The 21691-nt window shown below is 31.7% G+C and carries 19 protein-coding genes and 1 pseudogene; 16 read left to right on the top strand and 4 right to left on the bottom strand.

Annotated elements, in window-relative coordinates:
* Positions 1-3 precede the first annotated feature (3 nt).
* The 7 genes from HGPG_RS01850 to HGPG_RS01880 all read left to right on the top strand — a co-directional run bounded on the left by HGPG_RS01850 (position 4) and on the right by HGPG_RS01880 (position 4678).
* The gene (locus tag HGPG_RS01850; protein ID WP_019124351.1) at positions 4-426 is read left to right on the top strand and encodes a hypothetical protein; all 423 of its coding nucleotides are present in this window, start codon (positions 4-6) and stop codon (positions 424-426) included.
* Between the two features lie 156 nt (positions 427-582).
* Complete coding sequence (locus HGPG_RS01855; RefSeq protein ID WP_019124352.1) at positions 583-804, top strand: hypothetical protein; 222 nt, start codon at positions 583-585, stop codon at positions 802-804.
* A gap of 336 nt (positions 805-1140) precedes the next feature.
* Positions 1141-1749 (top strand): class I SAM-dependent methyltransferase, encoded by a 609-nt coding sequence (locus HGPG_RS01860; RefSeq protein WP_019124353.1) that lies wholly within the window; start codon positions 1141-1143, stop codon positions 1747-1749.
* A 201-nt stretch (positions 1750-1950) separates the two neighbouring features.
* Complete coding sequence (locus tag HGPG_RS01865; protein ID WP_036731205.1) at positions 1951-2589, top strand: DUF6796 family protein; 639 nt, start codon at positions 1951-1953, stop codon at positions 2587-2589.
* An 84-nt stretch (positions 2590-2673) separates the two neighbouring features.
* A complete protein-coding gene (locus HGPG_RS01870) occupies positions 2674-3501 on the top strand; it encodes a class I SAM-dependent methyltransferase (RefSeq protein WP_019124355.1) in 828 nt (275 codons plus the stop codon).
* Between the two features lie 56 nt (positions 3502-3557).
* Positions 3558-4184: an L-2-amino-thiazoline-4-carboxylic acid hydrolase gene (locus HGPG_RS01875; protein WP_019124356.1), complete on the top strand. Its 627-nt coding sequence runs from the start codon at positions 3558-3560 to the stop codon at positions 4182-4184.
* Positions 4181-4678, top strand: a complete 498-nt coding sequence (locus HGPG_RS01880) for a methyltransferase family protein (protein ID WP_019124357.1) — start codon at positions 4181-4183, stop codon at positions 4676-4678. Before HGPG_RS01875 ends, HGPG_RS01880 begins: the two co-directional genes overlap by 4 nt.
* A gap of 184 nt (positions 4679-4862) precedes the next feature.
* Here HGPG_RS01880 and HGPG_RS01885 read toward each other — a convergent pair whose 3' ends face one another.
* Positions 4863-5291, bottom strand: coding sequence for a hypothetical protein (locus HGPG_RS01885; protein ID WP_019124358.1), 429 nt, complete (start codon positions 5289-5291; stop codon positions 4863-4865).
* A gap of 362 nt (positions 5292-5653) precedes the next feature.
* On the opposite strand from HGPG_RS01885, the gene HGPG_RS01890 reads away from it, so the two are divergent.
* Positions 5654-6430 (top strand): S-layer homology domain-containing protein, encoded by a 777-nt coding sequence (locus tag HGPG_RS01890; protein WP_019124359.1) that lies wholly within the window; start codon positions 5654-5656, stop codon positions 6428-6430.
* Between the two features lie 117 nt (positions 6431-6547).
* On the top strand, positions 6548-8041 hold the full coding sequence (locus HGPG_RS01895) for a hypothetical protein (RefSeq protein ID WP_019124360.1): 1494 nt from the start codon (positions 6548-6550) through the stop codon (positions 8039-8041).
* A 169-nt stretch (positions 8042-8210) separates the two neighbouring features.
* Here the strand turns inward: HGPG_RS01895 and HGPG_RS01900 are convergent, their stop codons facing one another.
* The gene (locus HGPG_RS01900; RefSeq protein ID WP_019124361.1) at positions 8211-9119 is read right to left on the bottom strand and encodes a DMT family transporter; all 909 of its coding nucleotides are present in this window, start codon (positions 9117-9119) and stop codon (positions 8211-8213) included.
* Between the two features lie 63 nt (positions 9120-9182).
* Positions 9183-10190, bottom strand: coding sequence for a potassium channel family protein (locus HGPG_RS01905; RefSeq protein ID WP_019124362.1), 1008 nt, complete (start codon positions 10188-10190; stop codon positions 9183-9185).
* A 206-nt stretch (positions 10191-10396) separates the two neighbouring features.
* On the opposite strand from HGPG_RS01905, the gene HGPG_RS01910 reads away from it, so the two are divergent.
* The 7 genes and pseudogenes from HGPG_RS01910 to HGPG_RS01940 all read left to right on the top strand — a co-directional run bounded on the left by HGPG_RS01910 (position 10397) and on the right by HGPG_RS01940 (position 19817).
* A complete protein-coding gene (locus HGPG_RS01910) occupies positions 10397-10987 on the top strand; it encodes a TetR-like C-terminal domain-containing protein (protein WP_019124363.1) in 591 nt (196 codons plus the stop codon).
* 99 nt (positions 10988-11086) lie between these two features.
* Positions 11087-12880 (top strand): oleate hydratase, encoded by a 1794-nt coding sequence (locus tag HGPG_RS01915; protein ID WP_019124364.1) that lies wholly within the window; start codon positions 11087-11089, stop codon positions 12878-12880.
* An 87-nt stretch (positions 12881-12967) separates the two neighbouring features.
* Positions 12968-15046: a P-loop NTPase family protein gene (locus HGPG_RS01920; RefSeq protein ID WP_019124365.1), complete on the top strand. Its 2079-nt coding sequence runs from the start codon at positions 12968-12970 to the stop codon at positions 15044-15046.
* A complete protein-coding gene (locus HGPG_RS01925) occupies positions 15043-16248 on the top strand; it encodes a hypothetical protein (protein WP_019124366.1) in 1206 nt (401 codons plus the stop codon). Before HGPG_RS01920 ends, HGPG_RS01925 begins: the two co-directional genes overlap by 4 nt.
* Before the next feature lie 14 nt (positions 16249-16262).
* Entirely contained in the window at positions 16263-18188 is a 1926-nt protein-coding gene (locus tag HGPG_RS01930; protein ID WP_019124367.1) for a vWA domain-containing protein, read from the top strand.
* A 146-nt stretch (positions 18189-18334) separates the two neighbouring features.
* Complete coding sequence (locus HGPG_RS01935) at positions 18335-18856, top strand: GNAT family N-acetyltransferase (protein ID WP_019124368.1); 522 nt, start codon at positions 18335-18337, stop codon at positions 18854-18856.
* Between the two features lie 40 nt (positions 18857-18896).
* Positions 18897-19817, top strand: a pseudogene (locus HGPG_RS01940) (carbon-nitrogen hydrolase family protein).
* A gap of 101 nt (positions 19818-19918) precedes the next feature.
* Here HGPG_RS01940 and HGPG_RS01945 read toward each other — a convergent pair.
* Entirely contained in the window at positions 19919-21406 is a 1488-nt protein-coding gene (locus HGPG_RS01945; protein ID WP_019124371.1) for a helicase HerA-like domain-containing protein, read from the bottom strand.
* Positions 21407-21691 lie beyond the last annotated feature (285 nt).

Raw genomic sequence — 21691 nt, forward strand, 5'->3', positions numbered from 1 at the left:
AAAATGAAAAAAGCAATAAAATTAATAATAACGATTATTTCAATAATTGCCATGTATTTTGCATTTGATTACTTTTCTGTTACAAGTCCAAAGCGTGTAAAATTTCATCAATTAGATGAATTTAGACAAGAAGTATTGGAGAACTATAATGTTTCTGAGATAGATATGTATTTTTCTAGACCAAGTCTTTTTATAGAAATCAACTCAGAAGAGAAACTAACTAATGAAATTAGAAATGAGATTATTGAAAAATTAAAACCAATAATTAACAAAACAAATATGGATATAATTTCAGAGAAATATTGGGGCAAAGATACATCACTTTTCTACGTACGTATTTACTTTAATGAAATAAAAGAGAATACAAAAATAAAATATTTAGAAATAGAACTTTCTCAAAGCAAAGATTATAAAGATTGGAATTAGTCAAATATTGGAACTTGGTATAGATTTTTTAGATTAGTCGAAATTTTAAATATGTGGAGAAAAAAAGGGAATTTAAAAAGTTAGTAAACTACAATTTGCTCTTTGAGAAATTATAAAAATATTTGTTTGCATACGAAATTTTAATAGAGGTGTTTAATGATTTTACTAATGATAATACTTTTAGTAGTGGGAGTCGCTTTTACTACATTTGGTTATTTTATTTATTTTAAAGAAAAATATAATTTGATTAATGGCTTTGAATCGGATTATAAATCTGGAAGAAAATCAGAAACCTATTCTAAAAAGGTTGGTTTAGTAGAGTTTATGATTGGAATCATACTTGTTGTAGTTGGGTTTTGCATGTTCATAATTAAATAACAACTCCTAATTTTGTTTATCTGTTATTTTTAAGGATGCATCTCCTTATTCCAATGAAAGCAAGGAACAGGCAAACAGAATTAGTTTTTACATACTTAGTGAGCAGTCTATTAATTTAGAGCCTATTGCATTGACGTCAAATAAACATAATAAAGGCTAATGGCTTTTGGGATTTTAAAAAATCTTAGAAGTCATTATTTTTTTTTGCAAACTAAATTGTTAAGAAATTTAAAGCTTATATTTTTTAAATATATTCTTCTCTTGTAAAAATCTTAAATTTAAAAAGAGGAAAGGTGATATAATACAGCTGATAATTAGTATCAACGGGAGGAGTAAATGTTTAAGAGTTTTTTTGAAAATTTTAGAGATCCAAAAGACAACTTTGGCGGCAGATTTATGTTAAAGAGCATGAATAAAGGCCATGAAAAACTAGCCAAGTGGGGAAGGTCTTACATAAATATTGATAAAGATTATACTGTTTTAGATTTGGGCTGCGGTGGTGGACGGAACATAGAATATTTTTTGACTAAAGCTGATAAGGTTTATGGGCTTGATCACTCAATTACAAGTGTAAAAATGGCAAGTGAAATAAATAAAAAAGCCATAGATACTGGAAAATGTAAAATATTGGTAGGAGATGTAAAGAACCTTCCTTTTGAAGAAGAATCCATAGATATTGTCACAGCTTTTGAAACTATTTACTTTTGGAATGACATAGAAAAATGTTTTAAAGAAATTTATCGCGTCTTAAAAAAAGAGGGACAGTTTTTAATTTGCAACGAAGTCTCCTCTAAGGAAAGAAGAGATGTAAAAAAACTGTTGAAGATGATAAATTTTGAAATTTACAAACCCAATGACTTGACAAAAATGCTTAGAGAATTAGGTTTTTCCTGCCAATATCATTTAGACAGAAAAAAACAAATGGTAGTTATTGCAAAAAAATAAGATAAAAAAAGGCAAGGCATAAAATATGAAAATCACAGTTTTTATTTCAATTTATTTAAGCATCCTATGAAAAGTTTTTGCTGGAAAATACGAATATGACTACACCATAGAAATAATGAAAAGAGCAAAATAATTTATCAAAAATTAATGGTAAATCAAACTTATAATTGATTTCATCTAAGAGAAAGAAGGTGTTTAACTGTGACTTTATACAAAAGTATATTAATAGGTCTCTTGGGTTCATTCTTGATGTTTTTAGGAGATATGATTTTATATTATGATTCTAATGATTACGATGGACAGGATACTATAAATAATATTATTGGCATAATGAAAAATGTCAGCATAAAAAGATTATACCTTGGTGGTCTTTTAGGTCCAATATGTGCCTTTATATATTGTATTGGATTTTATCATATTGTTTTGGCAACACAAGAAAAGTATTTAAATGTCGCTTGGTTTGTATTTTTAATAAATATTTTTGGCATGATACTAGGAGGCACTTATCACATTCAATGTGCCTATCTAGGTCTTTTATCAAGGCACGAAAACAAGGGAGCTTTTGACGAATTTTTAAAATTTTTAAAATTTCAAGCAAAAATAGTTTTTGGAATTTTGGCTTTAGCAAACATAGCCCTAGCATTGATAATTTTATTTGGATTAATAGTATTTCCAATCTGGCAAGCCTTATTTACACCAATATTTCTTTTAATTTTTACTCCTCTTGCTGAGAGATTGCCAAAGGGACTACATATGATCATTCGCGGAGGCTGGTTTAACCTAATATATTTCATTTACTACTTAACTTTATTGATACAATATAACAATGTGAATTTATAAGCTTATTTAGACAGAAATTAAAATTATTGTTTTAGAAGAGAAAGAGAATTTTTATAAAATTTATTATTTACAGGAGAAAATTTTATGAAACAAATAAATTTAATTGATGATAACAAAACAAAAGCTGACTACAAAAACTGGGTTCCCGAAAGCTTGTTAAGGAATTTAATATTTGCAAGTCTTGTGGTTTTTATTCTTTTTATAGCCTTGGGTGTCAGTGATTTTGTATTTAGTGGAAGAACTCGTCTTATTTGTGCCCTTATCCTTGGCCTTGCAAGTCTGATACTTATTTTCTTTGCAAGCTGGATGGGATTACTACATAGGACTTTTGATTACAATGGAAAAAGAAAACTTGCAAAAATAATTATAGAAAGGACTGCATCTTATGTAATAATTCCTGATGGAGGCTTAGGACTTGACGTTGGCTGTGGTAGCGGCGCACTTTCCATAGCTTGTGCAAAGAAAAATCCAAAGGCGACTATGGTGGGCTGTGACATATGGAGTGGTTCATATAAAAGTGAATTTTCTAAAGAACTCTGTAAAAATAATGCAAAATTAGAGGGAGTAGAAAATGTAAGATTTGAAGAAGGAAATGCAGTGAATCTTCCTTTTGAAGATGAAAGTTTTGATGCAGTGACAAGCAACTATGTTTATCACAATATAACGGGGCAAAACAAACAAAAACTTTTATTGGAAACATTTCGTGTACTTAAAAAAGGTGGAGTTTTTGTTATTCACGATTTGATGAATAAGTCAAGATACGGAGATATGAATGAGTTTATCAAAAAGCTTAAAAAAGATGGCTACCAAGATGTGCGATTAATTGATACAACAAAGGGTCTTTTTATGAGTCACAAAGAAGCTACCTTGCTAGGGCTTTCTGGCTCAACTCTTCTAATTGGGAGAAAATAATAAAATTATATAAAAATTAGTATAAAAAATTTTAGAAAATTGATGGGGTATGTAAGATGAAATATAAGAGTTTTTATTTCTTATTATTTAAAGGGCAAATGAAAAAAGTTCTTATAGAAAAGTATGATAAAGCATATGCTTCAGAAATTATTAGAAGGAGCAAAATAACTTATCGAGAATTAATAGAAGAAGCAGATGATATTGGCAAGGATAATCCCATGGCATACAATGAAATGTTCGCCCTTGCCTTTGTCGCTCCCTATATAGCAAGTGAGAAGAAGATTCCGCCAGAGATCATTCAGGAAATGATGCGCCGCTCTCTTTATTCTGTCAAATGGTTTTTTTCCTTGTTTGATCTCAATACTAAGAGGGGAAAAGAAGCCAATAAGAAAAATATTCTCAAGTATTATAAGTGGTACACACCAGAAAAAGAAAAGCTCTATCCAACATCCTTTAAGGTTGATTTTGTGGGAGAACCCTATGAGGGTGCTTGCTATTATAGAATTACTCGTTGTCCAATATGTACCTACACCAAGAAACTTGGCGTCTTTGAACTGATGCCCCTATTTTGTGAGCTTGACGAAGTGATGATTAGCCTTCAACATGGAGTCCTTCACAGAAAAGGAACCATAGCAAAGGGAGCAGATTTTTGCGATTATTTTATCACAGGTGATAGAGAATGAAATCACAAGAATTTAAAATGCCTGCTTTTGGAGTTGGACCCATATATGTCATAACTTGTTTAATACTTACAATAGGGGGGATATACCTTCATCTCAAAGGATACCTATATCGAGGAGAATTGGGAGAGGGGAAAATAATTTTTTTTATAGGGGGAATACTCTCAATCCTTTTAGGCATATATTTATGGGTCCAAGCAGTTATAGTGGAGAAAATTAACAAGAGTGTTAAAGAGAAGAAGTTGATTACAAGTGGGGTCTATAGTATCATAAGGAATCCTGTTTATTCAGCCTTTATATTTATATTCACAGGCATATTATTACTTACAGCAAACTATATTTTATTAATACTGCCCTTTATTTTCTGGATTTTCTTAACAATACTAATGAAAAACACAGAAGAAAAATGGTTAAAAAATGAATTTGGAAAAGAATATGAAATATATTTAAAGGAAGTAAATAGGGTAATACCTTGGATTAGAAGAAAAAGCAATTAATTTAAAATAACAGCTACATTTGTAGCTGCTATTTTTTCGCAATTTCTTAGGAAATTTTAGTAAATTTTTTAAACTTAATTTTAAGTTAAAAGGGAACAACAAGTTTTATCCTCTGCTTATTTTAAATTATTATCTTAAAGATTAATCGTAAGGAATAATATAGGATGGGTTGCTGAGGATTTTTTTAAGCTCTCCCAAAAGAAAAGGCAAAAATTCTGTGTAGGCTTTTCCTCCAACTGGATAAAAAAAGGTCTCCTATTTTAGGGAGAGAATTTAATCCAGCTTGGCTCAATTCAAAAATTAGACTTAATAAAATTGGGATAAGGGGCAAGAAGGCTAAGGCTAAAAAGTGGACTAAGTGGGCTCTTGCTTTTTCTCTATCTTTTTTCAAAAAGTAGAATAAAGTGGAGAAAAGCAAGTACCAAAAGAGAAGAAATCCTCCTATTAAGCCTATTATTGAAAGTAAAATAAAGAAAATTCGAAAAGGCCACTGATAAGCAGGACCCTGAAAAAACATAGCTAAAAGAGAGTTAAGGGGGCTAATTAAAAATAGCATAATTCCTATTTTAATGAGCCCATAATAGTTTATATGAAAAAATTTATTTTTATTCATGGATAGCTCCTTGGATCATTCAAAATTAGGATCAAGCACAAGAATTTTAGTCTTCCTAACTTATATGCTACTCTTTTGTTTTATGAATAGCAAATAAAAAGATAATAGACCTTCTTTTAAATAAAATATATAAAAAAATTTTAAATAGAGAACTATTGTGGCATTTAAAATCAAATTTTCCACAATTTAATATTAATTTTAACATCTAACTTGAAGGTGTTTTTTTATCCCTAATTTCCTAAAAATTTTTTAAATTTATATAAAAATCACCCAAAAGGGTGATGTGCTAAAGGTCGACTTGATATAAAATTATTTTACAAGAATAAACTTTGACTAAAAATTAATTTCAAGGAGGTTGTAATATGAAATTTATGAGAAAAACTTTTGCCGGGACTTTGGCTGTGATAATGATGATTTTTATTCTATCTTCTGGGGTCTTTGCCACAGAACTTGTGGGCAATGTCCAGTATCCAGAGTTTAACGACACATACGAAAACCCAGGCGACTTTATCCTTGGCGATATAACTGATCAGGAGCTTATTGATTATCTTGGCTTCAAGGACCTCAAGGCTGAGTCCTGGTACCTAAGGTATGTCTACATAGCAAACTTCGACAAGATAATGAAGGGCAAGTCAAAGACGACCTTTGATCCCCTTGGCAAGGTGACTATGGCAGAGCTTGCTTGCATCTCTGCCAAGGTCCACTCCAAGCTAATGGTGGCAAGTTCTGATTTCAAGCAAGTGAAGGGCGAGGCTTGGTACATGCCTTATGTGCGCTACTGCTACGAAAATGGCATCTATACTAACGACAAGGTTGATTCTGGAAAAATTAGTCTTGAAAAGGCTGAGGACTGGAATAGGGCAGCTAAGAGGTGCGAGGTTGCTGGCATGCTTGGTCGCTGCGACAACTTTTATAAGAAGGGCTTCATAAATCCCGATGTGCCTCTCACAGACATTTCTGATGTCAAGGAAAGCACACCTTATGTAGAAGAAATCTTGCTTTTATACAGGTCTGGAGTTGCAGTTGGCGATGTCAATATGAACTTTAGTCCAATGCAAAAGGTATCCAGAGCTGAAATAGCTGCCATGACTACAAGACTTTTGCACGACGAATTTAAAATTGGACTTCCAAAGGGTTAAGATTATATAGACTATTTTATTTACATAAAGTCATGGAGCTGGTCTATAAAACGCAGAAACTTTTCTGCTTTATTATAATTAAATTAAAGGATACTTATTATTTATGTGAGGGATATTATGAAAAGAAATTTTAAAATTTTTATTATTATGATAGTGGCTCTTGCCCTCCTTGCTGGGTGTCAGAAGGGGGAGACTTCGGCAGAGGGACCAAGGGAAAATACAAGTAAGGCAAGTGAGGCTAAGGCTGATAATAAGAAAAATGAAGTGAGAGAAGATTCTAAGAAGACTTCTTCTAAGGGTAAAGAGGATTTAAAGCCCGTTAAGGGGGCAATTATTGGTTCCATGTCTTCCTATGTTGAGGACAGGGAAATCTGGAATGACTTCATTGATGAAAAGAGCAAAGGATCTGCAAAGAGGGATGAATTTGGTCTTCATTTGCCAAGGATACTTTTGGACTCTAGGGATGCAAAGAAGGCCAACCAAGAGATTGACGAAATTGCAGATAATTTAAGAAAAATTTACCAGTCTGGCAAGGGAAAGATGGAGGAGGACGAAACTGGAATATATTCTTCATTTTCAGTTTACCAAGACGACCATGTATTAAGCCTAATGATTGAGATTTACGATACTTTGTATGATGATCCTCCAGGCTATTTTGCCTATAACTTTTCTCTACCTGATGGAAAATTTATCGACGACTATGAACTGATGAAAAATTTTGGCGTGGAAAAGGATGAGATTTTGGGCATTATTGAAGATAGCTTGAGAGAAGAGCAAGATTGGACTACTATGAACTACAACAATGACGTCCTTGACTATACCTTTATCTATAATCAAAACAACTCTACTGGTTTGATTTTCAAGGAAGTGTGGGACAATTTCGAAAGTAATGAAAATAAAATTTATATAGACGAAGTTGGTAAAGCTCACTTCCTCTTTAGTCAGTATCCAATTGTAAACATGGTCCCTTGCCCAGTAACTTTAGAGCTTAAGGCAGACAGATTTAATAGGGATCCAATTTCTGCTGAGTATTTGAAAATGGCGAGAAAGCTTGGCATAGACCCCAAGGACAAAAACCACAAGGCTTTTATAATCCACCTTGGCGCTGCCTTTGATGAAGAAAGTTTATCTGCTACTCTTGAAAAACTAAGTGCATGGACAACTATATTTTTAAATTTTGATGACCCTAATATGCTTGTTTCCATGAAACAAAGCGAGGGTGGCGACATGCCTTATCTAAATGGAGAGGAGTGCTATCTAATCATTCCTAAGTACAGGAATGCATCTGTTTCTTTAAAGGAATTGGAAATTTCTCAAGATGGAAAGTTAAAAGAAGTGCCAAATGAATTGTTAGATTTTAATGCTTGTGCAGGAACAACTTTTGTCTGTCAAAACATTAGTGATATCGCTCCAAATGGAAAGATCACCATAAGGTACAGAGACGATGTAATAGAATTTTCACCTTCTATTAGTTTGAAGGACGGCAGCTTGATTCTTCCAGAGGGAGTGACTGACGCAGAAGACATCCTTGATTGGAAGAGCCTAGCACAAGAAAATATTTATTCACCAAGAATGTTTGAAATAATGAAGTCTATAATTGGGAAGGGTTAATAGTTTTGATGCAATAACTTGTGAGAACAAGTTAATAAAGAGTATAAACATTAAAAAAATAGGAGAAACAAAAAGGCACTTACAGAAGTAGGTGCCTTTTGTATGCCGAAACTTAGAAAGCATAGTTTAAAATTAATTATAATTATTATTTGAGTAATTATTTTTACGATTAGGCTTTATTTTCTCTAGGCTTGTCCTTTACTGAAAGGAAAACTGTTAAGATAATGCAGAAAAAGCCTGCTAATTCTACTAAAGAAAATCTCATTCCCAAAAATATAGAAGCAAGTAGGGTAGCAGAAGCTGGTTCCAAGCAACCTATTAGGGTTGCCTTAACTGGCCCAATATGTTTTACGCCTTCAAGAAAAACTGAAAAGCCGAGAGCTGTTCCAATAACAATTATTATGGCAATCATTAGCCAAGCTATGAAGTCAAGATTCTTGGGTAAGATCCAAGCCTTGGTCAAGATAGATATGAGGAGACCTCCTAGAAGCATGCCCCAACCAGTTACGATAATATTCCCCCAAGAAGCTATAATTGGCCTGGAAAAAAGTGTATAGGTTATAACACCAACTGCTGAGAGCAAGCCATAAATAAGTCCAGCTTTTGAAATATTCATATTTTCTGGATTTCCTCCAGTGGAAATTAAGTAGGTTCCAAAGACAGCCAAGAAGACTGCCAAAATTTGAGAAAATCTCATCTTAGTTTTTGTAACTATGGACATAAATACAATCATTATGACAACATTAAGACTTTGCAAGACTGTTGCCGTTGCAGAATCTGAATATTTTATGGCGCTGATAAAGGCGTACTGGCACAATAAAAGTCCTAAAATAGCAAAGGCAAAGAGCCAGGCTAGGTCCTTTGGGACAGTCCAAATTTTTAAGACCTTATCCTTTTCTTTAAAGGCCCCTAAAATTAATAGTAAAATTCCTGATAAGACCATTCTAATTGCCGTTACCCAAGATGAATCAATATCATAATTCATAAAAAGATATTGTCCGCAGACACCTGAAATACCCCAACTAATAGCACCAAAGGATGCAAAAAACAAACCTTTCAAATTACTTTCACTATTCAAAAAATCTTCCCCCCTAAATATTGAAAAAAATATTTATATTTTAAGCAATCAAAAAAGTTTACTTTATTTCATTTCATCTCCTAAGTTTCTTAGCTTGTCTACTTGTTCCTCTCGTCCAAGAATAATTAGTACATCTCCAATTTTAAAGGTGTAATCTACTGGGGGATTAAAAAGGAGTTTTCCATCATCAATCTTTTTAATTGCAAGGACAGTAAGACCAGTTTTCCTAGGAATTTCTGCCTCAATTAGTGTTTTATTTTCTAGGTAAGAACCCTTTTTGACAATTACTTCTTCTAAGTCTAATTCCACATCGCCCATTCTTGTAACCACATCTAAAAAAGAAATTATATTTGGCTTTATCATCAGTGATGCCATCCTATTGCCTGATATTTCTACAGCAGACAAAGTTTTATTTGCACCAACTTTTAATAGTTTTTCACTTCCTGATTTAGTGATGGCATTTGCTATAATATAAATTTTTTCATTTAGATTTCTTGCTGTAAGAACAGTTACAATGTTATCAACTTCTGTATCAAGAGCTGCAATAAGACCTTTAGCTTTTTCAACTCCAGCGTGTTTTAATACATTTTCTTCAGTGGAATGACCTTCAACAACTAAAATATTATGATGACTATAGTCATCAAGGTCTTCACGATTGTCAGTTATGACAACAAAATTTAAATTTTCATCTATAAATTTATTTATAATTACTTCTGCCAATTCTCCAGAGCCACATATTATATAGTGATCACTTAAAGCTGAAATTTTTCTTTCCATTTTGTTTCCCTTCCATAAATCAGAAACTTTGCCTTCAACAAACATAGCTACAATTGTTGTAAAGGCATATCCAACTATACCTACACCTAAAAAAATCATACATATTGAAAATATTTCAGACCCATTACTTGTTGTGCCAACTTCTCCAAAACCAACGGTGGATATAGTTATGACAGTCATATAAAAAGCATCAACAAAGTCTACATCTAATAAAAGCATATATCCCACAGTGCCTATAATAAGCAAAAGTGAAAATGCATATAAAATAAATTTAAGTTTTCTTCTTTCCTTCATAAGCTTCTCCTTATAAGAGAGATTATAGTATACTTTAATAGAAAAAACTATAAGTTTGAATTTTATTAGTTATTATTTTAGTGGAAATTTTATTTTAAATATAAAAGTGTAAAATTTATAAATTTATTTCTCTCTTTCTCTATTTTAATATTCCATAAATTGGGAAAATATATAACAAAGAACTATATTTCAGGAAGGAGTCTTATATGGCGAAAAATTATACTAAAGATTTGATACGAAAAGAATTTATTAAGCTTTTAAATAAAAAGAAGTTACATAATATTACTGTTACAGAATTAGCTAAGGCATGTAACATTGAGAGAAAAACTTTTTATTATCACTATGATAATTTGACAGAGTTGGTAAAAGAAATCTTTGATGAGGAACTGGATATAGTAATTGAAGAGTTTAACGAGACTTTATCCTGGGAGGAAAGTTTTATTTTAGCGGCTAAATTTATTTTAGATAATAAGAAAATGGTAAAGCACATTTATGAGTCTGATTATAGAATTGACCTTGAAAAATATATTTTTTCTATTTCCGGTGAAATTATGAGAAATTATGTAAAAAGGCTTGGACAAATTACTAAAGCCAAAGACATTGATATGAAACTTATTGCTTATTTTTATCAATGTGCTTTAAGTTCCGCCCTTATTAAATGGGTTGCAACAGGAATGAAAAATGATCCAAAAGCCATAACCCGTAGACTTGGAGAACTAATGGATGGCAATATTTTATTATCTTTAAAGAGAAGTGAAAAATTAGATAATTTTACCCAAAATTTTGACATTGAGTAAAAGTTACCCAAGTAAGCTCTTTTGGTAGATGATGCTTTATCTTAATAATGTTTTAATGAACATAGAAGGAAAGATAAAGAACTATTAAAGGAGGATATTATGGAACTTAAAACTCGTGATAAGAGACTTAAATTAACTAATGGGGATTTTCAAAGATTAGTTAAGACAAGAAAGCCTGAAGGAATTGAAGAAAAATCTGCTTATTTAATTGGAACAGGAGTTGCTTCACTTACTGCAGCATGTTTTTTAATTAGAGATGCTCACATGGAAGGTAAAAAAATTACTTTCTTAGAACAATTAGATATAGCCGGAGGTTCTTTAGATGGTAAATGCATGGAAACTAGAGGATATGTTGCCCGTGGTGGTAGAGAAACAGGAGCTCACTTTGAATGTCTATGGGATATTTGGAGCTCAATTCCAAGTATTGAAGATCCAGAAATGAGTGTGTTGGATTCTTATTATTACACAAATTATGATGATCCAAACTTTAGCAACTGCCGTATTACTCACAAGCAAGGTGAAAAATATGATGATGGTAATTTTAATTTAACTCAAGACCAGGTTAAAGAAATTGCCGATCTTTGCGTAACAAAAGATGAAGAATTAGATAATAAAACAATAGAAGAAGTTTTTTCTGAAGGACTTTTAAACTCAGACTTCTGGACTTATTGGCGAACAATGTTTGCCTTTGAAAATTGGCACTCTGCCTTAGAAATGAAACTATATTTAAATCGTTTCATCCACCATGTAGATGGATTTACTGACCTATCAGCAGCAAGATATACAAGATTCGACCAATACAATTCACTTGTTAAGCCAATGGTTAAGTATCTTGAAGACCATGGATGTAATTTCCAATACAATATTAAAGTAACAGATGTAGATTTTGATATATCTGAAAACAGAAAGGTTGCTACAAAAATAATAGCTGAGGATAAAGATGGCAATGATAAGTCTATTGACTTAACAGAAAATGATTTATTATTCATCACAAATGGTTCTATGACAGAAAATTCTAGTTATGGTGATGACAATACTCCAGCAGAACTTTCAGATGAACAAACTGGTTGCTGGGAAATGTGGAAAAACATTGCTAAAAAATCAGATGACTTTGGTAATCCTGAAGTATTTTGCTCTGATGTAGAAAAGAGTAATTGGGAATCATGTACAATAACTTGCCATGATGATTCTGTTCCAAAATACATTGAAAAAATTACAAAGAGAAGTCCTTATACTGGAAAAACAGTTACTGGCGGTCTAGTAACTTGCCTTGATTCAAGCTGGTTAATATCTTGGACAATAAATAGACAAGGACAATATCCAGAACAACCTAAAAATGATATAGCTGTATGGCTTTACGGTTTATTCACAGATGTTGAAGGCGACTACATCAAAAAGAAAATGAGAGATTGTACAGGAAAAGAAATTACAAAAGAATGGTTATATCATATTGGAGTTCCTGTAAATGAAATTGATGCACTTGCAGAAACTTGTACAGCTGTACCAGTTATGATGCCTTACATTACGGCTCAATTTATGCCTAGAAAATTTGGCGATAGACCACTAGTTGTTCCAAAGGGTGGAGTAAACTTTGCCTTCTTAGGACAATTTGCAGAAACTCTTGACGATCCAGGAAGAGATACAGTATTTACAACAGAATATTCTGGAAGAACAGCTATGGAAGCAGTTTATGTACTATGTGGCGTAGAAAAAGCTGTGCCAGAAGTTTATGCTTCAAGATATGACATAAGATATCTTCTAAATGGAATGAATTCTCTATTAGATGGCAAAAAACCTGAACTTCCACTTAGCCCACTACAAAAAATTAAGCTTGCTAAGCACATAGAGGGCACAGAAATTGAAGAAATGTTAAAAGAATTTAATATAATCTAATTATTAATAATAGATCATAAAAAGTTAAAAATTTGGGGCGGTTTAAAAATCGCCCTTTTTTTAACTTGAATATTAGGGAGGATTCTCATGAAGAATAACAACTTGGATAAGCAAGCTATACCTACTTTAGAAGAAATACAAAGATTATACGAAGATATCTTAAGGGAAGATGGGACTGAAGAAGAATTTTCTAAAGTAGAATCAGGAGAATTTTTAAAAAACTTTAGAAAATATGAAGAAAAATCAGATATTATTAGACAGGAAAATAATTTAATAAAGAAATACCAAGATTTTTTAAAAGAAGAGAGAAATAAACAAAGGAAAATAATAGAAGAACTTGAAAACTTAATTGAATATGAAAAGTTTTTCTTGGAATTGGAGAGAAATAAGAGTAAGGAATTATATAATAGTAATTTTTTCGGAAGCACACCAGCCACTAGATACAGGATAAATAAAATAAAAGAATATGAGAGAAAATTAAAAGAGATTATAAACTCATCACCTGATGCCTGGGAGTTTTATTATCATAGACAACTAATGGAAGATATTGAGACTGGTTACAACAAGGGTCTTGTAGAGGTTAAGTATGTGCTTGACGCAAAGAAAAAAATTATAAGTTCTTTAAAGCAAGGCACCCCTGTATATATAATTGGTCATCTAGGTAGTGGTAAGACTCAAATAGCAAGAGAAGCAGCTATTGAATTTACACTAGGCAATATTATTCAAAAAGAATTAGAAGAAGATTTAGAAAATTGGTTTTTAAAAAATACTAATGCTAATGAAGAAGAGGCTATCGAAAAATTTAAAGAACTAAGAAAAGATAAACTTAAGCACTATAAAAATCTTTTAAGAGAAGGTAATCGTGAAGAAGTAGAGGCAATCTATCCATACTTTATTTCTGGATACTACAACTTAACTTATGAAGATATGTTTGTTGAAAAGACACTTTCTCTTGAGAAAGCTTCTTCAAGTGAAAGTAATTTGGAACTAATTGATGAAGTTGTTGACCAATACTTTAGCTGGACTAAAGCTCATGGTAGAGATTTAGAAAATCTAGATTCTGAAAAACAAGATCTTATTAAGTCTAAACTTTGGGATAGTATTTCTGATATTTTTATAGCTAGAAACACAACTTACGGAACTGTAGTTAAGAAGATTGAAAGAGAAATTTTGTTGGCAGTTAAAAAAGGGAGACCTGTTATTATAGATGAACTTAACACTATTGCCATGCAAAACTTAATTGGTCTTAATGACATCCTTCAAAGTAAAATTGGATCTAAGGCCTATGTTACAGGTATTGGTCCAGTGAAAATAAAAAAAGGATTTGGTCTCATAGGAACAGGAAACCTATCAACTGAATCTGTAAGTTATGAAGGAACAAATGAACTAAATCCAGCTTTTAAATCTCGTTTCCAAACAATAGAATATAATTATGTAAATCAGAATACTATTGGTTCCTTAAAAAATCAAAGTGATAATAAGAAAAATGAATTATTTAGAATATTACTTGTGAGACTTGCAGATAACAATGGAAACCTCCATCTCCCAACTCCTAGAAGGACCTTAGAAGAAATATTTAGACTCTCACAACTTTCAAGAGTGATACAAGAAGTATTTATGGGAAAACTAATATCCCAAGAAGGCGAAAACTCATCAGAAGATATTCCTGAACTTAAAGAATCAGTTTTATCACTTAGAAATATTTTAAGAGTTTTAGATAATTGGAATCTTGGAGAAGAAAAAGACTTGAGTCTGGCCTTATGGGATGGATTCATTAGTTCCATAACAAGTCCACAAGATCAAGCCTATATCCTATCTCAAGCTGTGCGATTTGGTTTCTTTAAAGAATCTGAAGGATGGACAATTAAAAACCAAAATCTTGGAAAATTAACTTTAGAATATGATGAGATAAGAACTAGGTCTTATGAATATACAAGAGGGGAAACTGAGTCTTTATCATACCTTGACTTAATCAGGATTTTATTTGGTCCTCAACCAAAAAGGGAAAAATCACCAGCTTATTTTAAAGATTTTATTAAAGATATCAAGGATAAAGATAATATTTCTATTGAAGAGTATGAAGATTTAAATAAAAGATTAAATAAGTTAGAACACTCTAAATTTCTCTTAGATTATTTAATAGACTTAGGAAAAGAAGGAAAATGAAGTTCTCTATTAATACAAAAGAATTTGAGGAAAATTTAATAAAGTTAAGAGAAGAATTAAATAATAGTTTACTAAAAGGCAAGAAAGTAAGTGACGATTTCGAAGACGAATTATTCGAGCTCGAAAAAAAGCAAGAGAAAATGGAGAAAGAATTACTGTCCTATTATAGGTCTTATAGTGACAATATTTATAAAAGTAAGATTGAAATCACTCCCATAAAGCTAGAAGGTTCTTTTAATTCTGAATCTTATTTAAAATCTTTTTTAAAAATTGATGAAGACATATTTTTATTTTCCTATATAAACCAAAAACTTCATTTTGCTAGGATACTTGATGAAGGCGTTGAAAGAATAGAATTAAGTCAAGCTGTTAAAAATTTTGAAGACCTTATTATTTATATGAAAAAAATTAATGATAATAAAATTTTAGCTTTTTCCATAAGTGGGGGAATTTATATCTTAAGCTATGAAGATATTGACAGTGTTTTTGAGAATAATAATAGCTTAAAGATATATAAATTAAAAAAATCTTTTAAAGGCTTAGAAAATGTAATACAAATTGAAAAAAACAAATTTTTATTACAGAAATTGGGAAGTGGTCTTGCAGTTCTGGAATTTAATAAAGACTATTCTGACTTTAATATTATTATTGCGAATGAAATTTCCATAGAAGAGGGTGAAATATCTTCTTTAGTGGAAATAGGAGACTACAAATTTTTAATAGGAACTAGAGAGGGCTTCCTCTTAGAAGGAGAATACAAAACAGATCATATTAGCGTGAAGGAAAAGATAAAAATCTTTGAGGGTCCTCTTAATAAATTATGGATTTTAGAAAATTTCAATCTTCAAAAAGAATATTGTGCTTGTTTAGGAAATGATGGAAACTTTGCTCTCTTTAATTTCAAAAAAAATAAAATTATAAAATTAAAGAGTGAAAAAATTGCGGGAAAGCTTTTTGAAATAAAAAGCAAGAATGGAACTAGTATCTTCTTAAGTGAAGACGGACTTGTATATGTCCTTGAAGAAAAAATGGGAGAATGGGAGTTAAATGAGGATCTAACGAAACCTGACCTTTTTATTGTAAATGTAATAGCTAAAGATTCATCATCCTATTTGTGTCTTGATATTTATGGTAATTTTTTAAATATTAAAATAGACCACTTGGATTCAATAAAAAAATTATATAATCTAGAATTATTCTAAAGGGAGGGAGATAAATGTTTGGAATTAATAAGGAATCCTTAGATGAAGGAAAATTAAAAAAAGAATCCCAAGAAAATCTCAAAAGTTTTATAGAAAAACAAAAGCAATCTCTCTCTACCTTTACAAGAGAACCAGGACTTAGGTACATTGGATTAGAAAAACTAGAAAAATTCTCTTTTAAGCCTAAGGAAGGAGTACTTTATCTACCCTTATCAGTCTTTATTGAAGAAGATCTAGATAATAGTGAAGTGATGTGGCATATCTATTATGAATTAGCCCTTTATCCAGATTGGAAGAAAAATGCGATTCTATATTTAGAAAGAGAAAAAGCTTGGAAAAATGAAATAGACCAAATGACTTTTTATATTTATAAAAAAGTTAATGAACTTTTAGAAGAAGACAATAAAATCGAGAAAAAATACTTGAGAGAGTATGTAAAAAAAGAAATTTTAGATTTTTTATTTGAAATTGATAAATATACAAGGTTTTTAAGAGTTCTTGAATCTTGTCCTCAGTATAGAGATGAAGAAGAAAAGGGAAAAATCTTAAATTATATGAAAGAGACAAAAGATAAGGAAGAATTATTTTCCGACCTAAACCATCATGGATTTTCCAAAAGTTTTTTATTCTATAGTCTCTACAAGGACGATGAAAATTTCAAATCTAAAATATTAGAAAAATTTGATTCAAGTGTCTTATCTAAATCAATTTATGAATTTTTAAAAAAGGAACTTATAAAAGAAATAAATGAGGATCAAGGAATAGTAGAAAGAGATCCTCTAATAAAAGCTTTTATATATCCAAGTTTTAAAAAATTTTGGTTAGAAGAAATTGATTCCATGACAACTAGGTCTAGCGATGGCGAAAATGATGGAGAAAAGTTCTTTGAAGAAAATCGAGATGAATCTCAAGGAAGTAAACTTGAGTCTAGTAGGGAAGATGTAGAAGAAAGTTTAAAAGAACTTATAAATCAAGAACCTAAAAATATATCTTCACTTGATGAATTTGATGAATCTGATTTAAAGTCCTATGGAATAAGTGAAGATGAAATTGATCTATATAATTTTTATCTAAACAAAACAAAAACACAGAGAGAAGAGATGCGTAAGTTTTGGAAAAAGTTAATTGGTTCAGCAAAAAAAGAAATAAATGTAAAGAGAAATAGACAGCCTAAGGGTAAGTTAAATGTCAAGGATTTAATATATAATTTTCCAGAATTTGTGGAAGCAGAGCAAAAGGGAAATTACAAAAAACTTAAGATTTTTGACAAATATTTTTTAGAATCTCAAAATAAACTGTTGCCAGAAAAAATTGAAATTTCATTCCTAATAGACAATTCTGGATCTATGAATAAAGAAAAAATAGAAGCCATGAGAAAAACTCTGGCAGTTAGTCTTTTATCTATCCAAGATTTTAATAGGTACTTGCAAATTGAAGCGGGAAAGACTAACCAAAAAATTGAAGTTTTAACAGAGTCTTGGTTCTTTGGGAAAAGTCATTATAAAATTAAGGATTTTGACGATACCAATGATTTAGAAAAAAGTAAAATAATTTCTTCCATTGTCAAAGTTGATGCAAGTGATGGGACAACAGATGACGGAGCCTGTCTTAGAGAAATCTATAAAAGTATAAGCCCTGAGCAAAAAAGAAGAATAAAATCTAAAAAAGAATATAAGATAATTTTTGAAATAACTGATGGTGCTTCCACTTTTCCTGGAGCAACAAAAGAAATTGTGAAAAAATTAGTGAAGGAAGACGTAGAAATTTATGCAATTCAAATAGGTAAAATCTCACAGATTGATAGTAAAACCTTTAATTATATTTGGAATGACAGTTTTAAATATCCTCACGGCTTAATTTTAGGCGAGGAAATTTATAAATTGACAGAAGAATTATTAAAACTTGTCAAAAAAAACTTAGAGTCAATATTTCACACTTAAAAATTTTTTAATTTTAAATCACTAAAATAATTTTTAGATTTATAAGAAACTAAGGAGATTTTTTGCTGCAATTAATATATAATTAATTTAAGATATAAAAAATTCTTAAAGGAACTGAAAAATTAATTTAAAATTAGGTGAATTATATGATAATAAGAAAAGCAGAGGCAAGGGACCTAGACGCAATTGAAAGCATATACAATAAAATATTATTAAAAGAAGAAGAAGGCGAAGTTACTACTGGCTGGGAGCGAGGAATTTATCCGAGGCGAGAAACAGCTGAGGCAGCTCTTAAAAGAAAAGATATGTTTGTTATAGAAGATGATGGAGCTTTTGTGGGTGCTGGAATAATTAATAAAGAGCAAGTTGATGTCTACGCAAAGGCAAAATGGAAATTTGCTGCCAAAGATTCAGAAGTCATGGTCCTTCATACCCTTGTAATTGATCCTGATAAAAGTGGCATGGGTTACGGAAAGAGATTTGTAGATTTTTATGAAAACTACGCTAGAGAAAATGGTTGTAAGTATTTACGAATGGATACAAATGAAAGAAATAAACCTGCACGCTCCTTATACAAAAGTCTAGCTTTTGATGAAATTGATTGTCTCTCTTGCATTTTTAATGGACTTGAGGGAGTAAATCTAATTTTATTTGAAAAAAAGCTTTAAAATTATAAAATTATAGGTAAATTAAAAATTGGAGAAGGTTATGAAAGATATTGAAAAAATTTGTAGGGTCGCCTTGGTGCAAGCTGAGCCAGTGATGTTTGATAAAAAGGCATCTTTGGACAAGGCTCTAAAATATATAGATGAAGCAAGCAAGAAAAGTCCAGACTTAATTGTCTTTCCTGAACTTTTCATTCCAGGATATCCCATTGGCATGAATTTTGAATTTAGCATGGGGAAGAGAAGTGAAGGTGGACGAAAAGACTGGCTGCGCTATTAAAATGCATCCCTAGTTCCAGGTGATGAAGAATTTCAAAAACTAATAGAGGCATCTAAAAAATCTGGAGCCTACATAAGTTTAGGATTTTCAGAAAGAGATCCAGTTAGCGGCACACTTTATAACAGCAATGTTATTTTTGAACCCAAGGGAACTTATAAAATACATAGGAAATTAAAACCAACTGGAAGTGAAAGAGTGGTTTGGGGAGATGCCAACAAAAATTATTTTCCAATCACAGAGACAGCCTTTGGTCCTATTGGCAGTCTAATCTGCTGGGAAAGTTACATGCCACTTGCTCGTGTTGCTCTCTATGAAAAGGGAATTACAATTTATATTTCGCCTAACACCAATGACAATCCAGAGTGGCAGGCAACAATTCAGCACATAGCAATAGAGGGCAAGTGCTTTTTCATCAATGCCGATATGATTGTCAGGTCTTCCTCTTATCCAAGGGATTTAAATGAAATAGAAGCCCTAAAGGATTTGCCAAGCCGTGTGTGCAGAGGTGGCAGCTGTATTATTGACCCCTACGGACATTATTTGACTGACCCTGTTTGGGATAAGGAAGAAATAATTTACGCAGACCTTGACATGACTTTGGTGGCGGCCTGCAAGATGGAGCACGATGCAGTGGGACATTATGCCAGACCAGATGTCTTGGAACTAAGGGTTAATGATAAGTAAAAAATATATAAAAAAATATAAAATTTGAAGAAAAAAGGGACAAATAAAAAAAGACTGGTAGATAAAAGAATCCGCCAGTCTTTTTTGTGATTTAAAATAAATTATCTTCTTTTTTTCATTGAGCCAAGCAGACCTCTTGCGATTTCTCTGCCTATACTTCTTGTTATTGTTCCAAGCATGGAGTCTATGCCCTTGTCGATGTAAGATTTTTGCTTGCGAGAAGATTTTCTTTCTTTTTCCAATTCCTTTTCGCGTCTTTCAATTTCTTTAAGCCTTTCTTCTTCTAGTTTATCTCTTTCTTCTTGGATCTTTTCATTTTCAATTCTCTTAAGCAAAACTTCATAGGCAGATTCTCTGTCAATTGGGTCCTTATATTTTAAATAAAGGTTTGAAGCTTCAACTAAATTTCTGTATTCAGTATCATTTAATGTGACAAAGGAGGAGTGTGGGGGAAGAATAAGAGCCCTATCAGCAACAGTTGGTGCGCCGCTTTCATCGGCAAAGGAAACTATTGCTTCTCCAGTCCTAAGATTTATAATTTCTTCCTTTAAATTCATTGAGTCGTCCTGCCTAAAGGTATCTGCAACAGCGTTAATTGCCTTTAGTTCCTTTGGAGAGTAGGCTCTAAGTTGATGGACAATTCTGTTGGAAAGCTGTGAAGAAACTTCTTCCGGTACATCAAGTGGATTTTGTGTAATGAAGAAGACTCCAACGCCCTTACTTCTCACAAGTCTAACAACTTGAATTATTTTCTCCTTTAAAACACTTGGAGTATTGTTAAAAAGTAGGTGGGCTTCGTCAAAGAAAAACACAAGCTTAGGTTTATCTAAGTCGCCAACTTCAGGGAAGTTTTCATAAATTTCTGATAGGAGATAAAGAAGTAGCATTGAATATAAAAGTGGATTTGAAATTAATTTATTGGCATTTAAAATATTTACAAGACCCTTGCCGGATGCATCAGTCCTTACCAAATCATTTATGTCAATGGCAGGTTCGCCAAAAAATAAATCTCCACCAGCATCTTCAATGAATAATAATTTTCTCGAAATGGCAGAGAGACTTTGGCTTGCCACATTGCCATAATTTTTGCTGATCTCATCTCTATTGTCGTTTACAAAATTTATAACTTGCTTTAAGTCCTTTAAGTCAATTAACAAGAGTCCTTCGCTGTCGGCAACCTTAAAAACAATATTTAAAACTCCCCTTTGGGTGTCGTTTAAGTCCAAAATATTTGAGAGCATAAGAGGTCCCATTTCAGAAACTGTAACTCTTAGGGGAATCCCCTTTTCACCATAAATGTCCCACAAAGATACAGGATAATTTTTAAATTCAAAATTAGAGATGCCTAACTCATTAAGTCTATCTTGTAACTTGTCATTCATCTCGCCATACATGGAAATATTGGCTAGGTCGCCCTTGACATCGGCAAGAATTGTTGGCACTCCAGCATCAGATAGCCCTTCAGTTAAAACCTTAAGCGTTACAGTTTTTCCAGTTCCTGTGGCACCGCTTATTAGTCCATGTCGATTTACTTTATTTAAAAGAATACTATTTTCAGATTTTCCCTTTCCAATTAAAATTTTGTCCATGAGAACCCCCTTTATTATGAAAGTTATTAACTATCTTTATTATAGCAAAGATTACAAAAGTTCACATAAAATAAATTTTAAAGAATGATATAATTAATTAAAAGATTGAGGAGGATCTTATGGAATATGTAAAGAAAATTTATGGAGTAAATAGAGAGGACCTGCCAGGGGATTCATATCTTAGAGAAATTCCCTTTCTAAAAAATTTTAGGGGCATGGACATAGATAGTCCTGTAACCTTTTTTGTGGGCGAAAATGGAACGGGCAAGTCAACTCTTCTTGAAG

The organism is Peptoniphilus grossensis ph5, from assembly GCF_000311825.1.
Classification (GTDB): domain Bacteria; phylum Bacillota; class Clostridia; order Tissierellales; family Peptoniphilaceae; genus Peptoniphilus_A; species Peptoniphilus_A hominis.

Coding starts and splice junctions, on each gene's coding strand:
- HGPG_RS01850 (WP_019124351.1), top strand. CDS start 4: ATGAAAAAAGCAATAAAATTAATAATAACGATTATTTCAATAATTGCC.
- HGPG_RS01855 (WP_019124352.1), top strand. CDS start 583: ATGATTTTACTAATGATAATACTTTTAGTAGTGGGAGTCGCTTTTACT.
- HGPG_RS01860 (WP_019124353.1), top strand. CDS start 1,141: ATGTTTAAGAGTTTTTTTGAAAATTTTAGAGATCCAAAAGACAACTTT.
- HGPG_RS01870 (WP_019124355.1), top strand. CDS start 2,674: ATGAAACAAATAAATTTAATTGATGATAACAAAACAAAAGCTGACTAC.
- HGPG_RS01875 (WP_019124356.1), top strand. CDS start 3,558: ATGAAATATAAGAGTTTTTATTTCTTATTATTTAAAGGGCAAATGAAA.
- HGPG_RS01880 (WP_019124357.1), top strand. CDS start 4,181: ATGAAATCACAAGAATTTAAAATGCCTGCTTTTGGAGTTGGACCCATA.
- HGPG_RS01885 (WP_019124358.1), bottom strand. CDS start 5,291: ATGAATAAAAATAAATTTTTTCATATAAACTATTATGGGCTCATTAAA.
- HGPG_RS01890 (WP_019124359.1), top strand. CDS start 5,654: ATGAAATTTATGAGAAAAACTTTTGCCGGGACTTTGGCTGTGATAATG.
- HGPG_RS01895 (WP_019124360.1), top strand. CDS start 6,548: ATGAAAAGAAATTTTAAAATTTTTATTATTATGATAGTGGCTCTTGCC.
- HGPG_RS01905 (WP_019124362.1), bottom strand. CDS start 10,190: ATGAAGGAAAGAAGAAAACTTAAATTTATTTTATATGCATTTTCACTT.
- HGPG_RS01910 (WP_019124363.1), top strand. CDS start 10,397: ATGGCGAAAAATTATACTAAAGATTTGATACGAAAAGAATTTATTAAG.
- HGPG_RS01915 (WP_019124364.1), top strand. CDS start 11,087: ATGGAACTTAAAACTCGTGATAAGAGACTTAAATTAACTAATGGGGAT.
- HGPG_RS01920 (WP_019124365.1), top strand. CDS start 12,968: ATGAAGAATAACAACTTGGATAAGCAAGCTATACCTACTTTAGAAGAA.
- HGPG_RS01925 (WP_019124366.1), top strand. CDS start 15,043: ATGAAGTTCTCTATTAATACAAAAGAATTTGAGGAAAATTTAATAAAG.
- HGPG_RS01930 (WP_019124367.1), top strand. CDS start 16,263: ATGTTTGGAATTAATAAGGAATCCTTAGATGAAGGAAAATTAAAAAAA.
- HGPG_RS01935 (WP_019124368.1), top strand. CDS start 18,335: ATGATAATAAGAAAAGCAGAGGCAAGGGACCTAGACGCAATTGAAAGC.
- HGPG_RS01945 (WP_019124371.1), bottom strand. CDS start 21,406: ATGGACAAAATTTTAATTGGAAAGGGAAAATCTGAAAATAGTATTCTT.